The organism is Arthrobacter sp. Sr24, from assembly GCF_054511175.1.
The window spans coordinates 1-15,559 of record NZ_JBTNDB010000018.1 but is presented as its reverse complement, the minus strand read 5'-3'; the positions used below and the strand labels follow the sequence as shown (position 1 = coordinate 15,559).

At 58.5% G+C, this 15,559-nt stretch carries 12 protein-coding genes; 7 read left to right on the top strand and 5 right to left on the bottom strand.

Features of this window, described 5'->3' with window-relative positions:
* Positions 1-10: 10 nt before the first annotated feature.
* The 3 genes from glgX to treZ all read left to right on the top strand — a co-directional run bounded on the left by glgX (position 11) and on the right by treZ (position 6,422).
* Positions 11-2,221 carry a glycogen debranching protein GlgX gene (gene glgX / locus ACX80D_RS12210; protein ID WP_459322943.1) on the top strand — a complete coding sequence of 737 codons (2,211 nt, stop codon included), beginning with the start codon at positions 11-13 and terminating at the stop codon, positions 2,219-2,221.
* Positions 2,218-4,548 carry a malto-oligosyltrehalose synthase gene (treY, locus tag ACX80D_RS12205; RefSeq protein WP_459322942.1) on the top strand — a complete coding sequence of 777 codons (2,331 nt, stop codon included), beginning with the start codon at positions 2,218-2,220 and terminating at the stop codon, positions 4,546-4,548. The genes glgX and treY overlap by 4 nt, the downstream gene beginning before the upstream one ends.
* Before the next feature lie 80 nt (positions 4,549-4,628).
* Complete coding sequence (gene treZ / locus ACX80D_RS12200; protein ID WP_459322940.1) at positions 4,629-6,422, top strand: malto-oligosyltrehalose trehalohydrolase; 1,794 nt, start codon at positions 4,629-4,631, stop codon at positions 6,420-6,422.
* On the opposite strand, the gene ACX80D_RS12195 is transcribed toward treZ, so the two are convergent.
* Complete coding sequence (locus ACX80D_RS12195) at positions 6,406-6,531, bottom strand: hypothetical protein (RefSeq protein WP_459322939.1); 126 nt, start codon at positions 6,529-6,531, stop codon at positions 6,406-6,408. The genes treZ and ACX80D_RS12195 overlap by 17 nt on opposite strands.
* Before the next feature lie 42 nt (positions 6,532-6,573).
* Complete coding sequence (locus ACX80D_RS12190) at positions 6,574-7,830, bottom strand: phospholipase D-like domain-containing protein (RefSeq protein WP_459322937.1); 1,257 nt, start codon at positions 7,828-7,830, stop codon at positions 6,574-6,576.
* 349 nt (positions 7,831-8,179) lie between these two features.
* Here ACX80D_RS12190 and ACX80D_RS12185 point away from each other — a divergent pair, with 349 nt between their 5' ends.
* The 3 genes from ACX80D_RS12185 (at position 8,180) to ACX80D_RS12175 (ending at position 11,530) form a co-directional block, all read left to right on the top strand.
* Positions 8,180-9,811 carry an NAD(P)/FAD-dependent oxidoreductase gene (locus ACX80D_RS12185; RefSeq protein ID WP_459322936.1) on the top strand — a complete coding sequence of 544 codons (1,632 nt, stop codon included), beginning with the start codon at positions 8,180-8,182 and terminating at the stop codon, positions 9,809-9,811.
* Positions 9,812-9,883: 72 nt separating this feature from the next.
* Complete coding sequence (locus ACX80D_RS12180; RefSeq protein ID WP_459322934.1) at positions 9,884-10,753, top strand: aldo/keto reductase; 870 nt, start codon at positions 9,884-9,886, stop codon at positions 10,751-10,753.
* A gap of 75 nt (positions 10,754-10,828) precedes the next feature.
* A complete protein-coding gene (locus ACX80D_RS12175; protein ID WP_459322932.1) occupies positions 10,829-11,530 on the top strand; it encodes a type 1 glutamine amidotransferase domain-containing protein in 702 nt (233 codons plus the stop codon).
* Here the strand turns inward: ACX80D_RS12175 and ACX80D_RS12170 are convergent.
* The 3 genes from ACX80D_RS12170 to ACX80D_RS12160 form a co-directional block, all read right to left on the bottom strand.
* Positions 11,511-11,780, bottom strand: a complete 270-nt coding sequence (locus ACX80D_RS12170) for a hypothetical protein (RefSeq protein WP_459322931.1) — start codon at positions 11,778-11,780, stop codon at positions 11,511-11,513. The two genes, ACX80D_RS12175 and ACX80D_RS12170, sit on opposite strands and share 20 nt — an antisense overlap.
* A gap of 420 nt (positions 11,781-12,200) precedes the next feature.
* On the bottom strand, positions 12,201-13,103 hold the full coding sequence (locus ACX80D_RS12165) for a hypothetical protein (protein WP_459322929.1): 903 nt from the start codon (positions 13,101-13,103) through the stop codon (positions 12,201-12,203).
* Positions 13,100-13,795: a helix-turn-helix domain-containing protein gene (locus tag ACX80D_RS12160; RefSeq protein WP_459322927.1), complete on the bottom strand. Its 696-nt coding sequence runs from the start codon at positions 13,793-13,795 to the stop codon at positions 13,100-13,102. The genes ACX80D_RS12165 and ACX80D_RS12160 overlap by 4 nt, the downstream gene beginning before the upstream one ends.
* 689 nt (positions 13,796-14,484) lie before the next feature.
* On the opposite strand from ACX80D_RS12160, the gene ACX80D_RS12155 reads away from it, so the two are divergent.
* Positions 14,485-15,363, top strand: coding sequence for a hypothetical protein (locus ACX80D_RS12155; protein ID WP_459322926.1), 879 nt, complete (start codon positions 14,485-14,487; stop codon positions 15,361-15,363).
* The last annotated feature ends 196 nt before the right edge of the window (positions 15,364-15,559 follow it).

The window sequence follows — 15,559 nt, the reverse complement described above, 5'->3', positions numbered from 1 at the left end:
TGGAGGACGCATGGAAGTTTGGCCTGGAAATGCCTACCCATTGGGAGCCACCTTTGATGGAACGGGCACCAACTTTTCACTCTTCAGCGAACGTGCCGAGAAAGTGATGTTGTGCCTTCTCGCCGAAGATTATTCCGAAACCGTCATCGAGATGGAGGAAGTGGATGGCCATGTTTGGCACTGTTATCTTCCTGAAGTTCAACCCGGCCAGCAATATGGCTACCGTGTTCATGGACCGTATGACCCCGCGCAGGGTCTGCGTTTCGACCCTAACAAACTACTCATGGACCCGTACGCAAAGTCCATCCACGGCCAGATCGACTGGGATCCGGCCCTGTTTTCCTACCAGTTCGATCAACCAGACGAGCGGCAGGAAGAAGATTCAGCACCGCATGCCATGTATAGCGTGGTCATCAACCCGTTCTTCAGTTGGGACGGAGATCGCCAGCCACGCATCCCCTACCATGAGTCCGTTATTTATGAGGCTCACGTCAAGGGACTTACTGCGCTCCAGACTGAAATACCGGAAGAGCAACGCGGCACCTATGCCGGCGTCGCCCATCCGGTGATGCTGGATCATTTCAAAAAACTTGGCATCACCGCCATCGAGCTCATGCCTGTCCACCAATTTGTCAACGATGGCACGTTGGTAGAGAAGGGGCTCAGTAACTATTGGGGCTACAACAGCATCGGCTTTTTCGCGCCTCAGAACACCTACAGCTCCTCCGGTGACCATGGCGGCCAAGTCCAAGAATTCAAGGCCATGGTCCGTGATCTGCACAGGGCTGGGATCGAAGTCATCCTCGATGTGGTCTATAACCACACCGCCGAAGGTAACCATATGGGACCTACCTTGTCCTTCAAGGGCATCGACAACCCCGCATATTACCGACTGGTCGAAGATGACCCTCAGTACTACATGGACTACACAGGTACCGGAAATTCGCTGAACGTCCGCCACCCTCACTCCATGCAACTCATCATGGACTCCCTGCGCTACTGGGTGCTGGAAATGCACGTTGACGGCTTCCGCTTCGATTTGGCGTCCACCCTAGCGAGAGAATTCTACGACGTGGACAAGCTCTCCACCTTCTTTGAGATGATCCAGCAGGATCCGGTCATTTCCCAGGTGAAACTCATTGCTGAACCTTGGGACGTGGGACCAGGCGGTTACCAGGTGGGCAACTTCCCTCCCCAGTGGACCGAGTGGAACGGCAAGTATCGGGACACCGTACGGGATTTCTGGCGCGGAGAACCGGCAACACTCGCCGAGTTCGCGTCCCGGCTGACCGGCTCCGCGGACTTGTATGAAAATTCCGGACGACGGCCAGTGGCCTCCATTAACTTCGTCACGGCCCACGACGGATTCACCCTACGTGACTTGGTCTCTTACAACGAGAAGCACAACGAGGCCAATGGCGAAGACAACAACGACGGGGAGTCGCACAACCGCTCCTGGAACTGTGGAGTGGAAGGTCCTACCGACGACCCCTCTGTGCTGACTTTGCGCGCGCGCCAGCAACGCAACATCATCACTACCTTGCTGCTCTCCCAAGGCGTTCCCATGCTTGTACACGGCGATGAACTGGGCCGCACCCAGCAAGGCAACAACAACACCTACTGTCAAGATTCTGAGCTCAGCTGGGTGCATTGGGACGCTGTGGACCAGCCCCTGGTGGAGTTCACGGCCAAAGTAAACCAGATCCGAAGAGACCACCCCGTTTTCAGGCGTCGCGGGTTCTTCGACGGCCGCCCGGTTCTGCGCGGAGAAGGCGAAGCTCTCCCTGATATTGGCTGGATCAGGCCAGACGGCGCTGACATGCGACCCGAAGACTGGGACAGCGGATTTGGCCGCTCCATTGGCGTCTTCTATAACGGAGAAGGCATCAGGGAAAAAGACAGCCGGGGACGTCGCATCGCAGACAAGAGCTTCCTGATGTTGTTCAATGCCGACGATCAGGCTCTGAATTTCACGCTCCCCGCGAAGGAATACTCGCCGTCGTGGGAGATTCTGGTGGACACCGCCGGTGACGCCGATGCAGAGGTGTCCGACGCTGGCGCCACGGTTGAACTGGCCGGAAAGTCCACGATGGTTCTCCGCGCTTATTCCGGACCTGAGGAACTAGTTGACTACTCGGCCGCTGCGTCCCTGGCTGCCATGACGACCGATAGCGAGAACCAGCCCCCAAGCGACTCAGCACCGCAAGGAGACTCCTCATGAGAACCCCAACATCCACGTACCGGCTGCAGCTGAACGCGGACTTCACGTTGTACGATGCCGCCAATACCGTGCCATACCTAAAGCTGCTGGGCGTGGACTGGGTGTACCTGTCCCCCATCCTGACGGCGGAGAAAGGCTCAACACACGGTTACGACGTCACCGACACCTCCACCATAGATGCGGAGCGGGGAGGCCCCGGAGGCCTGGCTGCGCTTTCGCAGGCGGCGCGCGAGGCCGGCCTAGGCGTTCTGGTGGACATTGTGCCCAATCACATGGGCGTAGCCACACCCCATCAGAACCCGTGGTGGTGGTCCCTCCTGAAAGAGGGTCAGGACTCGCCGTGGGCCAAGGCATTCGACGTCGATTGGGCTGCCGGGGCGGGGCGCATCCGAATCCCTGTCTTGGCAGATGACCAAGATGTGGCTGCCCTAGACATCAAAGATGGCGAGCTCTGCTATTACGAGAACCGATTCCCTCTGGCGGAGGGAACGTTCTCGGCGGGTGAAACCGCCGCCGAGATCCATGCCAAGCAGCACTACGAACTGATTGGGTGGCGTCGGGCAGACTCAGACTTGAACTACCGCAGATTCTTCGCTGTGAACTCGTTGGCCGGCCTGCGTGTGGAGGACCCCGAAGTTTTCGCTCAGTCCCATCAGGAAATTCTGCGGTGGTTCGATGAGGATCTTGTTGACGGGCTGCGCATCGATCACCCCGACGGCCTAGCCGATCCAGAAGGCTACCTGCACAGACTCAGGGAGGGCATCGACGGCAAGTATGTGCTGGTGGAGAAGATCCTTGAACCGGGAGAGGATCTTCCCCAAAGTTTCCAGTGCGAGGGTACAACAGGTTATGACGCGCTGGCGGACATAGACCGGGTTTTTATTGATAAGACCGGACAGCCGGGTATAGATGCTGTCAGCGCTAGTCTGCGCGGCGCTCCAATACCTGATTATGAAGAGACCATCCACGGCACTAAGCGACGCGTCACGGATGGAATATTGCATTCTGAAATGCTGCGACTGGCCCGTCTGGTGCCTGAGAACGCCAAACTGGGCGTTGAACACTGGGCCGACGCGCTCTCTGAAATCATCGCCTGCTTCCCCGTCTACCGGACATATCTGCCCGAGGGCGCCGATATTTTGCGGTCGGCATGCGAAGAGGCTGCCCGCCGTCGCCCCGACATGCAGGACGCCGTGGAGACTCTTCTGCCGCTGCTGCTAGAGGTGGGCCCGGGCGACGGCGCAGAGCTGGGCCGCCGCTTCCAGCAAACTTCTGGCATGGTCATGGCCAAGGGAGTGGAAGACACGGCGTTCTTCCGCCACAACCGCCTTGGTACGTTGACGGAGGTGGGTGCGGACCCCACGGAGTTTGCCATCGCGCCTGCAGAATTCCACGCTCGGATGCGCCGCCGGCTGGAACAGATCCCGCTTTCCATGACAACTTTGAGTACCCACGACACCAAACGAAGTGAGGACACCAGAGCCCGAATCTCTGTTCTGGCGGAACTGCCTGCAGTATGGGGTCAGTTTGTGCATCGCATGCAAGCCTTGGCGCCGCTGCCCGATGGACCGTTAGCTAACTTGCTGTGGCAGGCCATTGCCGGTGTCTGGCCGGCGGACCGCGACAGGCTTCACGCCTACGCTGAAAAGGCAGCCCGGGAAGCGGGAAAATCAACCGATTGGGCCCACCCGCAGGAGCGCTTCGAGGAGCGATTAGCGAAGGTGGTCGATGCCGCGTTCGACAACCCTGAGGCACACCAGGAGCTGGAGGCGCTGGTTGCCTTGTTGGAACCCTACGGGGCTTCCAATTCCTTGGGCGCCAAAATCGTTCAACTGACCATGCCCGGCGTGCCGGACGTCTACCAAGGCACCGAATTGTGGGACCGCTCCCTGACAGATCCGGATAATCGCCGGCCCGTCGATTTCTCTGTGCGCCAGCGGATGCTGGTGTCGTTGGACGACGGTGAGCTCCCGGCGTCGGCCATGAAGGAGGAAACAAAACTGCTGGTGACCTCGCGGAGCCTGCGCCTGCGCCGTACGCGCCCGGAACTATTCCGCGGCTACAATCCCGTGCACGCCGAGGGCCCGGCAGCTAAACACCTGCTCGCCTTCAATCGCGACGGCGACGACGGCGGTCGTGGTGTGATGACACTGGCAACCAGGCTCCCCTATGGGCTGGAACAGAGCGGCGGCTGGCAGGGGACGCATATCCGGCTGGCCGGCGACATGTCTGATGAGCTGACATGCCGCAGCTTCGAAGCTGGCGAGGTCCCGGTCGGAGAGATTCTTTCCCGCTACCCCGTAGCGCTGCTGAAACCCGAGGCCTAACCCTAACCTGAACCCTAGCCAGCTGATCGACCCCCGGCAGCCACCCCGGTGGACAGGTCGACGACGACAAGGAGAGTGTAGTGACCCATCAAACACCACGGCGAGGACGCTTCGATGTGTGGGCCCCGGCAGCAGAAACAGTGACTCTGCTGGCCGGTGGGACCGAATATGCCATGACCCGGCGGCTCGACGGGGCACCCGGGGATGAGGGCTGGTGGGCCGCCACTAGTGCCCCGGTGGACGAGGAAGTGGACTACGGCTATTTGCTGGATGGCGATACTGCTCCCCTGCCGGATCCTGTCTCACGCCGCCAACCCCACGGGGTCCACTCGCTCTCGCGCACTTTCGATCCCACCGCCCACGACTGGCAGGACGCGGCGTGGCAGGGGCGGGAGCTTAGCGGTGCGGTGATTTATGAGCTGCACGTGGGCACTTTCACCGAGGTTGGCACCTTGGATGCGGCGGCCATGAAACTGGACTATTTAGTAGAGCTCGGCATTGACTTCATCGAGCTGCTCCCCGTCAATGGTTTCAACGGCACCCACAACTGGGGATACGACGGGGTGCTTTGGTACGCGGTCCATGAGGGGTATGGCGGCCCAGCAGCCTACCAGCGCTTTGTTGACGCCGCCCACAGGGCCGGGATCGGAGTCATCCAAGACGTGGTGTACAACCATCTGGGCCCTAGTGGGAACTACCTTCCCCGCTTTGGCCCATACCTCAAGGATGGTAGCGGCAATACGTGGGGAGATTCGCTAAATTTGGACGGCCCCGGTTCAGATACCGTCCGAGGCTACATTCTACAGAACGCTGATATGTGGCTGAGGGACTACCATGTGGACGGACTTCGGCTGGACGCCGTTCACGCATTGCAGGATGAACGGGCCCTGCCGCTTTTAGAAGAGCTGGCAGAGATGGCCCAGGCCGTCTCTGTTGAGACCGGGCGCCCTATAACCATGATCGCGGAATCGGATCTCAATGATCCGCGGCTGCTGTACTCGCAGTCGGAGAACGGCTACGGGCTTCGAGCGCAATGGAGTGATGACTTCCATCATGCTCTGCATGTCAATGTTAGCGGCGAAACTGCAGGTTACTACGCTGATTTTGATTCAGTGGCGGCGTTGGCCAAGGTAGTCCAATACGGGTTCTTCCACGACGGGAGCTACTCCAGTTTCCGGGGCCGCCATCACGGCCGCCCGATCAGGAAAGCAGCCGTGCATCCCTCAGCATTGGTGGTCTTCAACCAGAACCATGACCAGATCGGTAACCGTGCTGCCGGTGATCGCCTGTCACAGACACTAGGCTACGGGCAGCTGGCCGTAACTGCCGTAGCCACACTGACGTCCCCCTTCACCCCCATGTTGTTTATGGGAGAGGAATACGGGGCCAGCACACCTTGGCAATTCTTTACCTCACATCCCGAGCCAGAGCTGGCTGAAGCCACAGCAACGGGCCGGTTGGAAGAGTTTGCGGCCATGGGATGGGACCCAGAGGTGGTCCCGAACCCGCAGGATCTTGAGACGTTCGCCCGGTCCAAACTCAACTGGTCAGAAATGTTCGACGGCGATCATGCTCGCCTTTTGGACTTGTATCGACGGCTTATTTCGCTGCGACGGACCACACCCGAACTCAGCCAGCCAGGCTTCGAAACCACGTCGGTTGTCTTTGATGAAGATGCGAAGTGGCTGGTAGTGCGCAGGGGCGGGCTCGATATAGCCCTGAACTTCTCCCCCAGGACAGCACACCTGCCGGTGCGAGGACAGCATGTGCGCCTTGTTACAGATGACGGGACCCTGCTAACAGCTGTCGGCGCTGAGCCGCGGCTTGAACTGCCAGGCCACAGCGCGGCCATCGTGGCTAAGAATCGTAGCTAAGAGCTGAGGTATCCGCGGTGGCAGTGGATGCCACCGCGGCGCTGCTGTCGGTGAGCTTCTGGACCTCCGTCACCGGCTCGGTCGTGCTGTGAGTGGGCTGCTTGGTCACGGTGCGTCCACACCCGCCTTGGCACCCACAGCCAGACAGCTCTTAGAGAAGAGGGCGCAGAGGAATCAGAACGGTTTCGCTGAACCGGGCCAGCGGGGAGCGATGGTGCCAATCCGACATGGTCAATTCCTTGCAATTCCGGCTGTCGATTTCAAATATTTCCTGCATGTCCTCGGCGAAATCTTCATCGTGAATTTCTAGGTTGATCTCATAGTTCCCGGTCAAGCTCAGCCTGTCGATGTTGGCGCTGCCCACGGTTGACCAGCTGCCGTCGATGGTGGCCGTTTTAGCGTGGATCATCGCGTCGCGGTAGAGCAGGATGGTCACCCCGTCCTCGAGCAGGGACCGGTAGAACCCCCGTGATAGCCAGTCGGAGAGCACGTGGTTGGAGTCCTTGGGCAGGATGATCCGCACGTCCACCCCGCGCCGACTGGCAGCCTGTAAGGCCCGCAGGATCTGCTGATCCGGGATGAAGTAGGCCATGGTGACGTAGATATGGTCATTGGCGCGGGTGATTGCGTCCAAGTAGACGCCGCGGATCGGGTAGACAAGATTAGCCGGGATGTTGTTGACCGCGCGGATCCGTGGTTCCCACACATCCGGGCTGGTATGGGGAATTTCCGGGGTGGATCCTGTTGCCATTTCGTTCCAGACGTTCACGAAGGCCTGACGCAGATCCCAGACGGACGGGCCCACCAGACGCAGATGGGTGTCCCGCCATTCCGTGGCGTACAGGGACCCGATGTTGTAGCCGCCCACGAACCCTATCTGCTCGTCAACGATCAGGAGTTTGCGATGATCCAGTCCGGTGCTACGCAGAGTCTTGGTAAGCATGGAGGTGCGCAGCACGGGGAATCGGTGGACGTAGACATCCGGGTGGAACTGAAAAAATGAGGGCGGAACGACCAAGTTCGCGAAACCGTCGTAGATGACGTAGACCTTAATGCCCCGACCAGCCGCCTCATTGATGGCGTCTTTGAATTGCTGACCCGTTTCATCATTTTTCCAGATAAACGTCTCGATCAGAATGCTATCTTTTGCGTCGCGGATCGCCTGCAGCATGTCTCGGTACAGGTCCGCGCCGAAGGTGTACGTCGTAATATCGGAATCGGCGATGCTCGTGTTAAAAATGCCCGGGTGGGGAAAGCCCTTGCGCTTGCTACGGCCCTTCTTTTTGACCATGTCAAGGACAACGAGTCCGCCGATAACTGCGCCCTGGACGGCGGCGAACGCCATGAGTGAGCGGGCCACTGTCTTCTTGACGACAACGGCAACGGGCTCCAACGAAGAATCATTCATCTGCCGATTCTATAACCGTAGTGAGGCCCTTCAGTGAATCAAGCGGAACACGCCTGTGCGCAAAGCGGCGATATTTGGCCTTTAGGAGAGGGATTGCCGCAAACACCCTAGTTAAATCCGCACACAGAAATAGACGGTGAGAAACCTGCATCCACCATGTGCCTCTTATTATTGGAAAAATTGTTATACAGTAAGTTGAATTTTCCGAGGCAAGGGAGGTTTGATGGTGAAAAATGTCGATCTTTTCAGACTTTCCGCAGTCGATCGAAGCTCAGCTCTGCCAACGGCAGTTAGCTTTGGTAGTGACACGAAATAAGACGATGACTCCTGACCGAAGTAGGAGAACGCTGTGAAGGTAATTGTGATTGGCGCGGGGCTAGCGGGGCTGCGTGCTGCGGCACTGGCCGTCGGGCAAGGGCATGAGGTCACGGTCTTGGAGGCATCCTCTAGAGTCGGGGGCCGTGTCGACACAGAAATCATTGACGGGTTCCTGTGCGACCGAGGGTTTCAGCTCATCAACCCGGCTTACCCAAACGCTCGGCGGGCGCTGAACCTCAAAGACCTTGACCTTCATCCATCAGGACGCGGCGTTGCAGTCCGCGATGAGTCTGGGTTACAGATAGTGGCAGATCCCATCCGGCATCCGTCCCATCTGAAAGGCTTATTCAGCGGTACGGCCAAACTCAGCGATGTTGGTGCGTTACTCCGCTGGAATCACCTAGCAGGCGAAGAATCACTGACACTGCAGCAAACCATTGACCGTGCTGGTTTCTCAGTGCCCTTACACAAGGTCATTCAAAGATTCTTCGCGGGTGTGGTGGCAGACCGTGATCTAAAAACCGCGGCTTCTTCGGCTCGAACACTGGCCTGGTATTTCGTCAAAGGAATCCCGTCCTTACCGGCACAAGGAATGTCGGCAGTGGCACATCAACTGGCCCAGCCCGTCATGGAACGGATCAGATTTTCAACGGCTGTAGAATCACTGAGCAGCCAGGACGGCCACGTGAGAGTACGCTGTACCTCCGGCGAGGAGCTGCTAGCGGACCAGGTGGTGGTGGCCGCCGGCCCCCGGGATAGTGCCCGACTCACTGGACAGCCAGAACCGAGAATGAATTCTCTGACCACGTGGTGGTTCGATGCGCCAGCGCGTCCCAGTAAGTTACCTTTCCTCTTCCTTGATCTCCGAGAAGATTCCCGGTTGGCCCACACTTCTGTGATCTCCAATGTGTGCCCGTCCTACGCACCTGCCGGACGCCATCTGGTGCAAGCCACCGCTGTGGGTGTGCATAATCTCGATGACAGCGAAGCTATGGCCCAAGCTGCCAGCATCATGGGAGTCAAAGATCCCAGCTGGAGGTTACTGGTCAGGCACCACATCCCGGATGCCCTGCCCTCTATTGAGCCCGGGCATCGGCCCTTAGTGAGTGGGATCGACGGCGTGATCATCGCCGGAGATACCGCAGAACCCTCCATCCAGGGTGCCTTGGCCAGTGGAGCTGCTGCCGCACGGGCACTTGACGCAACCCTCGGAAAGGGCAAGGCACGTGAGCCTTCCAGCGGTACGTTCACGATTCAGATTAGGCGGACCGGAGAGGCTCAAGATGTCTGGGACAAGTTGACCGATCTGGATGGCCACACTCGAGCCATTCCCTTCACCGTCGTCTCGCCGGCACAAAGCCGAATGCATAATGGTCTGGAATTTGTTGGACTCACGTCCCTGGGGCCAGTGAAAATGGCTGACCGCATGCTGGTACGCCGCGCCGAGGCGCCTAGTGCTGGAAATCCGGGACGTCTAGTGGTGTCGAAGTTTGGTCCGGTGGCAGGCGAGGTCCAAGCCAGAGTGGAGCAGGACGGCGAAGACGTGGTGGTCACCTGGACCCAAAGCCTGCGGCCAGCGTGGCTGCCGCGCTGGCTGCGACCCCTTGGAGCTGTTGTGGCACGAGCAGGCTACGGTATTGGACTACGCAAACTGCTGAGTTAAAAGAGCCCCCACCGAGCTGACCCGCCACAGCCATGAAGGAATACTCGGCAAGTGAACGGGGTTGTGCCCCCTATGGAACATGAGAACTCACAGCATCTGAAACTATCGCCCACCATCGATCTCTTGGATCTGGGAACGGTCCATCGTTTAGGGTTCGGTGCCATGCGCATTGTCGGAGACGGTGTCTGGGGTGAGCCCGCGGACAGGAATGCCGCGATCGCCGTCGTCCGACGTGCCGTGGAACTCGGAGTCGACTTCATTGACACCGCCGATTCATACGGACCTAACATCAGTGAAGAAATCCTGGCCGAGGCACTGCACCCTTATAAGGATGGCCTGAAGATCGCCACCAAGGTCGGCTTCACCCGCACGGGCCCCGACGCATGGATTCCCGTGGGCCGAGCCGAATACCTTCGCCAGCAAACCGAGCTGAGCCTGCGAAAGCTCAAAGTGGACTCCTTGGATCTGCTCCAGCTGCACCGGATCGATCCCAAAGTGGACCCGGAAGAGCAATTCACGGTCCTGCGTGAGCTGCAGCAAGAGGGCAAAGTCAGAGCGATTGGCCTGTCACAGGTCAGTGTGGCCGAACTTGAGGAAGCCGGGAAGTACTTCACCGTCTCTACCGTGCAGAACCGCTACAACCTTACCGACCGCAGCTCCGAGGACGTACTGAACTACGCCGAGCAAAACGGTATTGGCTTCATCCCCTGGGCACCCATTTCCGCTGGGGAACTGGCACAGCCCGGTGGGCCCCTCGATCAGGCTGCCAAACGCCTCGGCGCCACCACCTCGCAGGTCGCCCTGGCGTGGCTGTTGCGCCGCTCGCCGGTGATGATGCCCATTCCCGGCACCGGGTCGCTCAAGCACCTCGAAGAAAATATGGGCGCGGCCGGTGTCGTCCTTGATGACGCAACGTACGCAGAGCTCGAAGCAGCACGCTAACAGCCTTCTACCACGTCAATGACTACACACGAACATCAGCTGGGCCGCACGGCCCGGCAGAACAGGAGCACAAACATGGCTAACGTACTGATGGTTGTTTCCGGCGCTGATTCCCTCACAATGCGGGATGGCACCGAACACCCCACCGGTTATTGGGCAGAAGAGCTTGTGGTTTCCCACAAAACCCTGCTCGACGCCGGACATACCGTTCACATTGCAACTCCCGGAGGCGTGAAGCCCACCGTGGATCAGGTGAGTTTGGCGCCGGATTCGGCTGGGGGCCAGGAAAGAGCCGATGGTTTCCGCGCGTACATCGCCTCCATCGACGCGCAGCTGACTGAGCCTCTGGTGTTAGCGGAGGTAAACGTGGAACTCTACGACGCGGTGGTTCTGCCCGGTGGGCACGGCCCTATGACCGATCTCTACCAGGACAAAGACTTGGGCCGTCTACTGATCGCAGCAGATATGGGCGGCAAAATTATTGCCCCGTTCTGCCATGGTCCGGCGGCCCTTCTCAGCGCTGTGGATGATGAGGGCAAGTTCGCCTTCGAGGGCCGCCACCTGACCGTTTTCACCAATGAAGAAGAGCTCAGTGGTGGGACCGGGCCAAACACTCCTTGGTTCGTTGAGGATGCCTTGAAGGATAAAGGCGCCATCATCGAAAATGGCGCCGCCTGGAGTGCCCATGTAGTCCGCAGCGGCAACCTCATCACTGGGCAAAACCCCCAGTCCAGCGAGGACGTGGCCAAGGAAGTCATCAAGGCACTCCTGAAATAACGACGTGCCTCAGCAGGTCCGGCCCGGCAGTCCAGACCGAACCGGACCTGCTGAGGCTGCCACCATCAAGGTTGACGACGGATAAACGGCTCGAAGGCCCTGCGTGGACGGACAACGGATCCACAATCCCCACGGTCGCTGCGCAGAATCCGACCATCACAATGACGGAAGCGCCGCCGTCGGAGTTCTTCCACGCACGGCCTTCAAGCGTGGATGCGTTACCGACCCCGCGGATGACAGGCTCTTTCATGTCCAGGCGGGCGGCGTCCGGATGAAGGGGTAAGAACCGCCCCGTCACGCCCATCCCGCCGAGCCATTCCAACCGACGACCCCCGCTGTCGCCTCTATCGTCAATTGCGACTAGTCAAAAGTCGTTCCTGGCCTTTGTTGGTGCGAAAGGCGCGCAACAATGGATGGTACTGAAGAGCCATCAGTTGTCGTCCAATTTAATGTGTTTCTAATGAGTCGGTTACATTCATCCACTGTTTCAGACCAATGCATAACCATCCCAAAATATTCGATGCCGCATCGGTGACTTCTGAGCGAGATCCCATGCAGGCCAGTCGACGGCTTCAGCATCACATGCGTCCAGTCAGGGTCTTGGACAAGCCTGGCCATTTACCGTATGTAGCGCCTACGGCAGAGCCCGACGTGCCCACGTCTGGCCCGCCTAGCTACCTTCGATTATTTGGAATCTGGCGGAGAATGCGGCCAGCCAAGTGTCGACGTCAGCGAGCAAACCCTGTTCTTGAAAGCGTGTGGCCAAGCTGTCGACCATATGCTCACGAACAAGAGTGGCGTTCTGTGCGGAGTACATGGCTATGAGGTGACTTGCTCCCTCGTTGACGACGTTGCTGATCTCGGCGTGTGCTCGTGCATGGAACATCATAGTCTCGGCAACTTCAGCGCCGTCGGTGACCATCATCAGCAGGGCGATATCCCCGGAGTCCTTCGGTCGTAGCCTGTCCGGACGCCGATCCGCCTCAGCCAGCCGTTCGTGGACTTTATGGGCCTTGGCAATCAGGAGCGCCGCGGGACCTGCCACATAGGCTTTGCCGGAAATTGTGGGCTCTGCGTCAATCGTGGATATTTCTGTGAGGACTCGGTCGCGGACTGCCAGTTCCAACCCGTAAGCCCGGGTCGTTGCCTTGTCCTGTCCTACAATCCTTGCTGTTCGGCCCTTCTTGCCGGCATACCCTTCGGGCACCAGAAGATCCACGGTGGTGCGTTGTTCCCACGGCAGTCCCCGTTCGCTGGAATACCCGTAGATCCCTGGACGCTCCTCCCGTGCAGGCTCCAAGCCAATTGAAGCCATGAGATCTAGTATTTTGGGGTCTTCCGCGACAAAGACCGGATCGATGACAAGATCGCCGTCTCGTGTCGATTCCATGTCAATGGGCCCCCACTTCTTTTGGACCCAAACATGAACCGCATGGGCACCGACAATGGTTAGTGCCTCTGCATACGGACCCAACGCAATAATGGTCGTGATCAGCAGCCGTCTCGAGCGTTCAGCCCCATACCTAGCATCTTCCATGCGCGGCTGTCGAAGAATCCCTGAACTATCGTTCATGCTGCTTGAGCAAACGCTGGCAGGAAGCTGAGCGCAACATCGGCCTGGCGCCCCGGAGAAGCCAGAGCGTCAAGCATCCCCCACTCCGCACTCAACATGGCTGTCCCCTCCACCTTGCGCATGAACCGGCGCGCGCTCTCCGTCGACGGCAAGACCACAACACTTGCCTTCGCAGAAGGCGACATTGCCGGCAAACCTATTAGCTTTTCAGGATTATCGACATACACGACGGGAGTGAAGGAACTGGTCTGGGAAACGTCCCCCGAGACAGCCTCCAATGACGAAACAACGGGATTCGCCCCCTGCTCTTCAAGCCGCCGGACGAACTCTGTGAGGGAAGAATCAAGGGCGAAGATGCGCACACCTGGCCTCTTTACAATAGGAGCCAGATTCGCAGTCTGAGCCAGTTTCCCAAGGAGCCGTCGCCGCTCTGCACCAGTGGCATTTTGGATACGATCCAAGGCCACCGCATAGGGCAAGTCGCTGCCCGAGTCAGACAGAGTTTCCGTCAGTTGAAATCCAGCTCCTGAAGCGATCCGCTGCAACATCGCATATGTCGGCTCAACCAATCCCGACTCAATCCTGGTGATCGTTGAAGCAGGCAGGCCAATAAGCTCAGCAAATGCCGTCTTACTGAGCTGCCGCTTGAGGCGCATTCGAGTAACGATAGACGCCGCCGTGGGAGTAACCATACAACCAAGCCTACGGTCGGTCTTGCATATATGCAATATCAGGTTCAGGCTCATCTAAAGCGCTCGGGCAATGAGGTCAGGCACTTCATTGCCCGAGCATTTTCGATGGCCCTCTTCAGAGGGTGGCGCGACGAAAATTGCTCGAGGATGATGGGATGATGTCAGAAAAGTTCGTTTCGCTGAATTCGCCTCAGCTGCAGGTATTGTCATGGGTTAGCGACGGCTGCCCAGGTGGGGTCTACTACGACTGGTCCCACCGAATCTCAGCACGCACGCTTCACAACAGGGGTCTCGTAGTCGTCAAAGGGCGCGGCGCTTCTTGGTCCGCGACGATAACGGATCTTGGCGTCCATTATCTGGATCACCGAACGTACCAGTCCGACGACCTGAGCCTAGCGGAAATTATCATTGAAGAAGGCCACGAAGCTTCCGCGGCAATTCCGCTAACTCCGCCCCCGACGTTACAAGTTTCGGCTACCCCGAAGAAAAGCATCGCGCCAAAGCCGAAGATGCCCGGACCGATGGATCAGATGATGTCCGCCCTCCATGAAGCCGATGGCCATCGGCTACTCGTATCAAGCGCCCAGGAGAGCAGATACCGGCAACTTGCGGCTGCAGCAAAACGATTTGGCCGCATCCCTGACGGCCTGCAGATAACATTCACTTTTGCTGAGGACAGACAACGCACTGTGACACTTGAACAGCTCCCGGCCTGGCAGACCAAGACACTCGAGTCTCTACCGGTACCTCACCACTTATATGACCCCAGTAGCGTCGTCGTAGCGTTGACAGATAGCGAAACTTTCCAAGTGAGCGGGGAACCACGGAAACGTGCCCTGAGACTTGCTGAAGCCGTAGTGACGCATGCCAGAGAACATGGCATGGAACTGCAGGCCCTATTGAATCAGCCGGTCAATCGTGACAACTACCGAAGAGACAACGCGAGGCACGACGAGATCGAACTGCGGATGGGGCAGGACCATTTTCGGTTGTGGTTCACTCAGGCAACCCTGCAGCAGCCGCATCAGCCTACACAGCGCGAGATCTCACGCGTGCAGCGCGGCTATCTATTCCCAGACTTCGACGATGTACCAGACGAGAAACTGGGACTAGTTCTCGATGGCAAGGGCGGACAGTTTTGGGCGAGCTCATGGAAGGACACGGAGGACCATCGCCTTGAAGGTGACCTTGCCCAGATCTTGGAGGAGATCCTGCTCCGCCATCATCAGTTGGTCGAGCAACGCCGAGCTGAACAAGGGAGACTTGAGGCCAGGCAACGAAGGCTCGAGGACGACCGAGCACGAGCAGTGGTCCAGTACCGCAAGCACTTCCTCATCGAGATGATGAAGAATCAGGCGGACCGCTGGGAACGAGCAATCCTGCTACGGAGATACGCTGATGCAGTACGTGCCGAAACCGGGAGTCTGGAAGGTGCCGAGCTCGAGCAAGCACTGTCGTGGGCATTGCAGATCGAAGCTCAGGCAGCAATCTACGATCCTCTACCTGACGCGGCCAGGGTTCCGGAAATTCCGGAGCCGTCTCGCAGTGATCTTGAGAAGTTTATATAACCCAGAGGTGCGTTTTGTCAAGCCCCGGGTTTGGTGGAGGGTTTATTAGACCCGTTCCATCGTTTTGATGGCGGGCAGGTTTGAGTTGGGGTTCCCCGCAAGTTGTAGACACGTGTTCTGCATCACGCGGCTTGCGTGAGTACTTCTTCTTTCATTGCGGCCGGCTCTTTTTGAGTGCGTAGGCTCAGTTCATGCT

Coding starts and splice junctions, on each gene's coding strand:
- glgX (WP_459322943.1), top strand. CDS start 11: ATGGAAGTTTGGCCTGGAAATGCCTACCCATTGGGAGCCACCTTTGAT.
- treY (WP_459322942.1), top strand. CDS start 2,218: ATGAGAACCCCAACATCCACGTACCGGCTGCAGCTGAACGCGGACTTC.
- ACX80D_RS12190 (WP_459322937.1), bottom strand. CDS start 7,830: ATGAATGATTCTTCGTTGGAGCCCGTTGCCGTTGTCGTCAAGAAGACA.
- ACX80D_RS12180 (WP_459322934.1), top strand. CDS start 9,884: ATGGAACATGAGAACTCACAGCATCTGAAACTATCGCCCACCATCGAT.
- ACX80D_RS12175 (WP_459322932.1), top strand. CDS start 10,829: ATGGCTAACGTACTGATGGTTGTTTCCGGCGCTGATTCCCTCACAATG.
- ACX80D_RS12170 (WP_459322931.1), bottom strand. CDS start 11,780: ATGAAAGAGCCTGTCATCCGCGGGGTCGGTAACGCATCCACGCTTGAA.
- ACX80D_RS12165 (WP_459322929.1), bottom strand. CDS start 13,103: ATGAACGATAGTTCAGGGATTCTTCGACAGCCGCGCATGGAAGATGCT.
- ACX80D_RS12160 (WP_459322927.1), bottom strand. CDS start 13,795: ATGGTTACTCCCACGGCGGCGTCTATCGTTACTCGAATGCGCCTCAAG.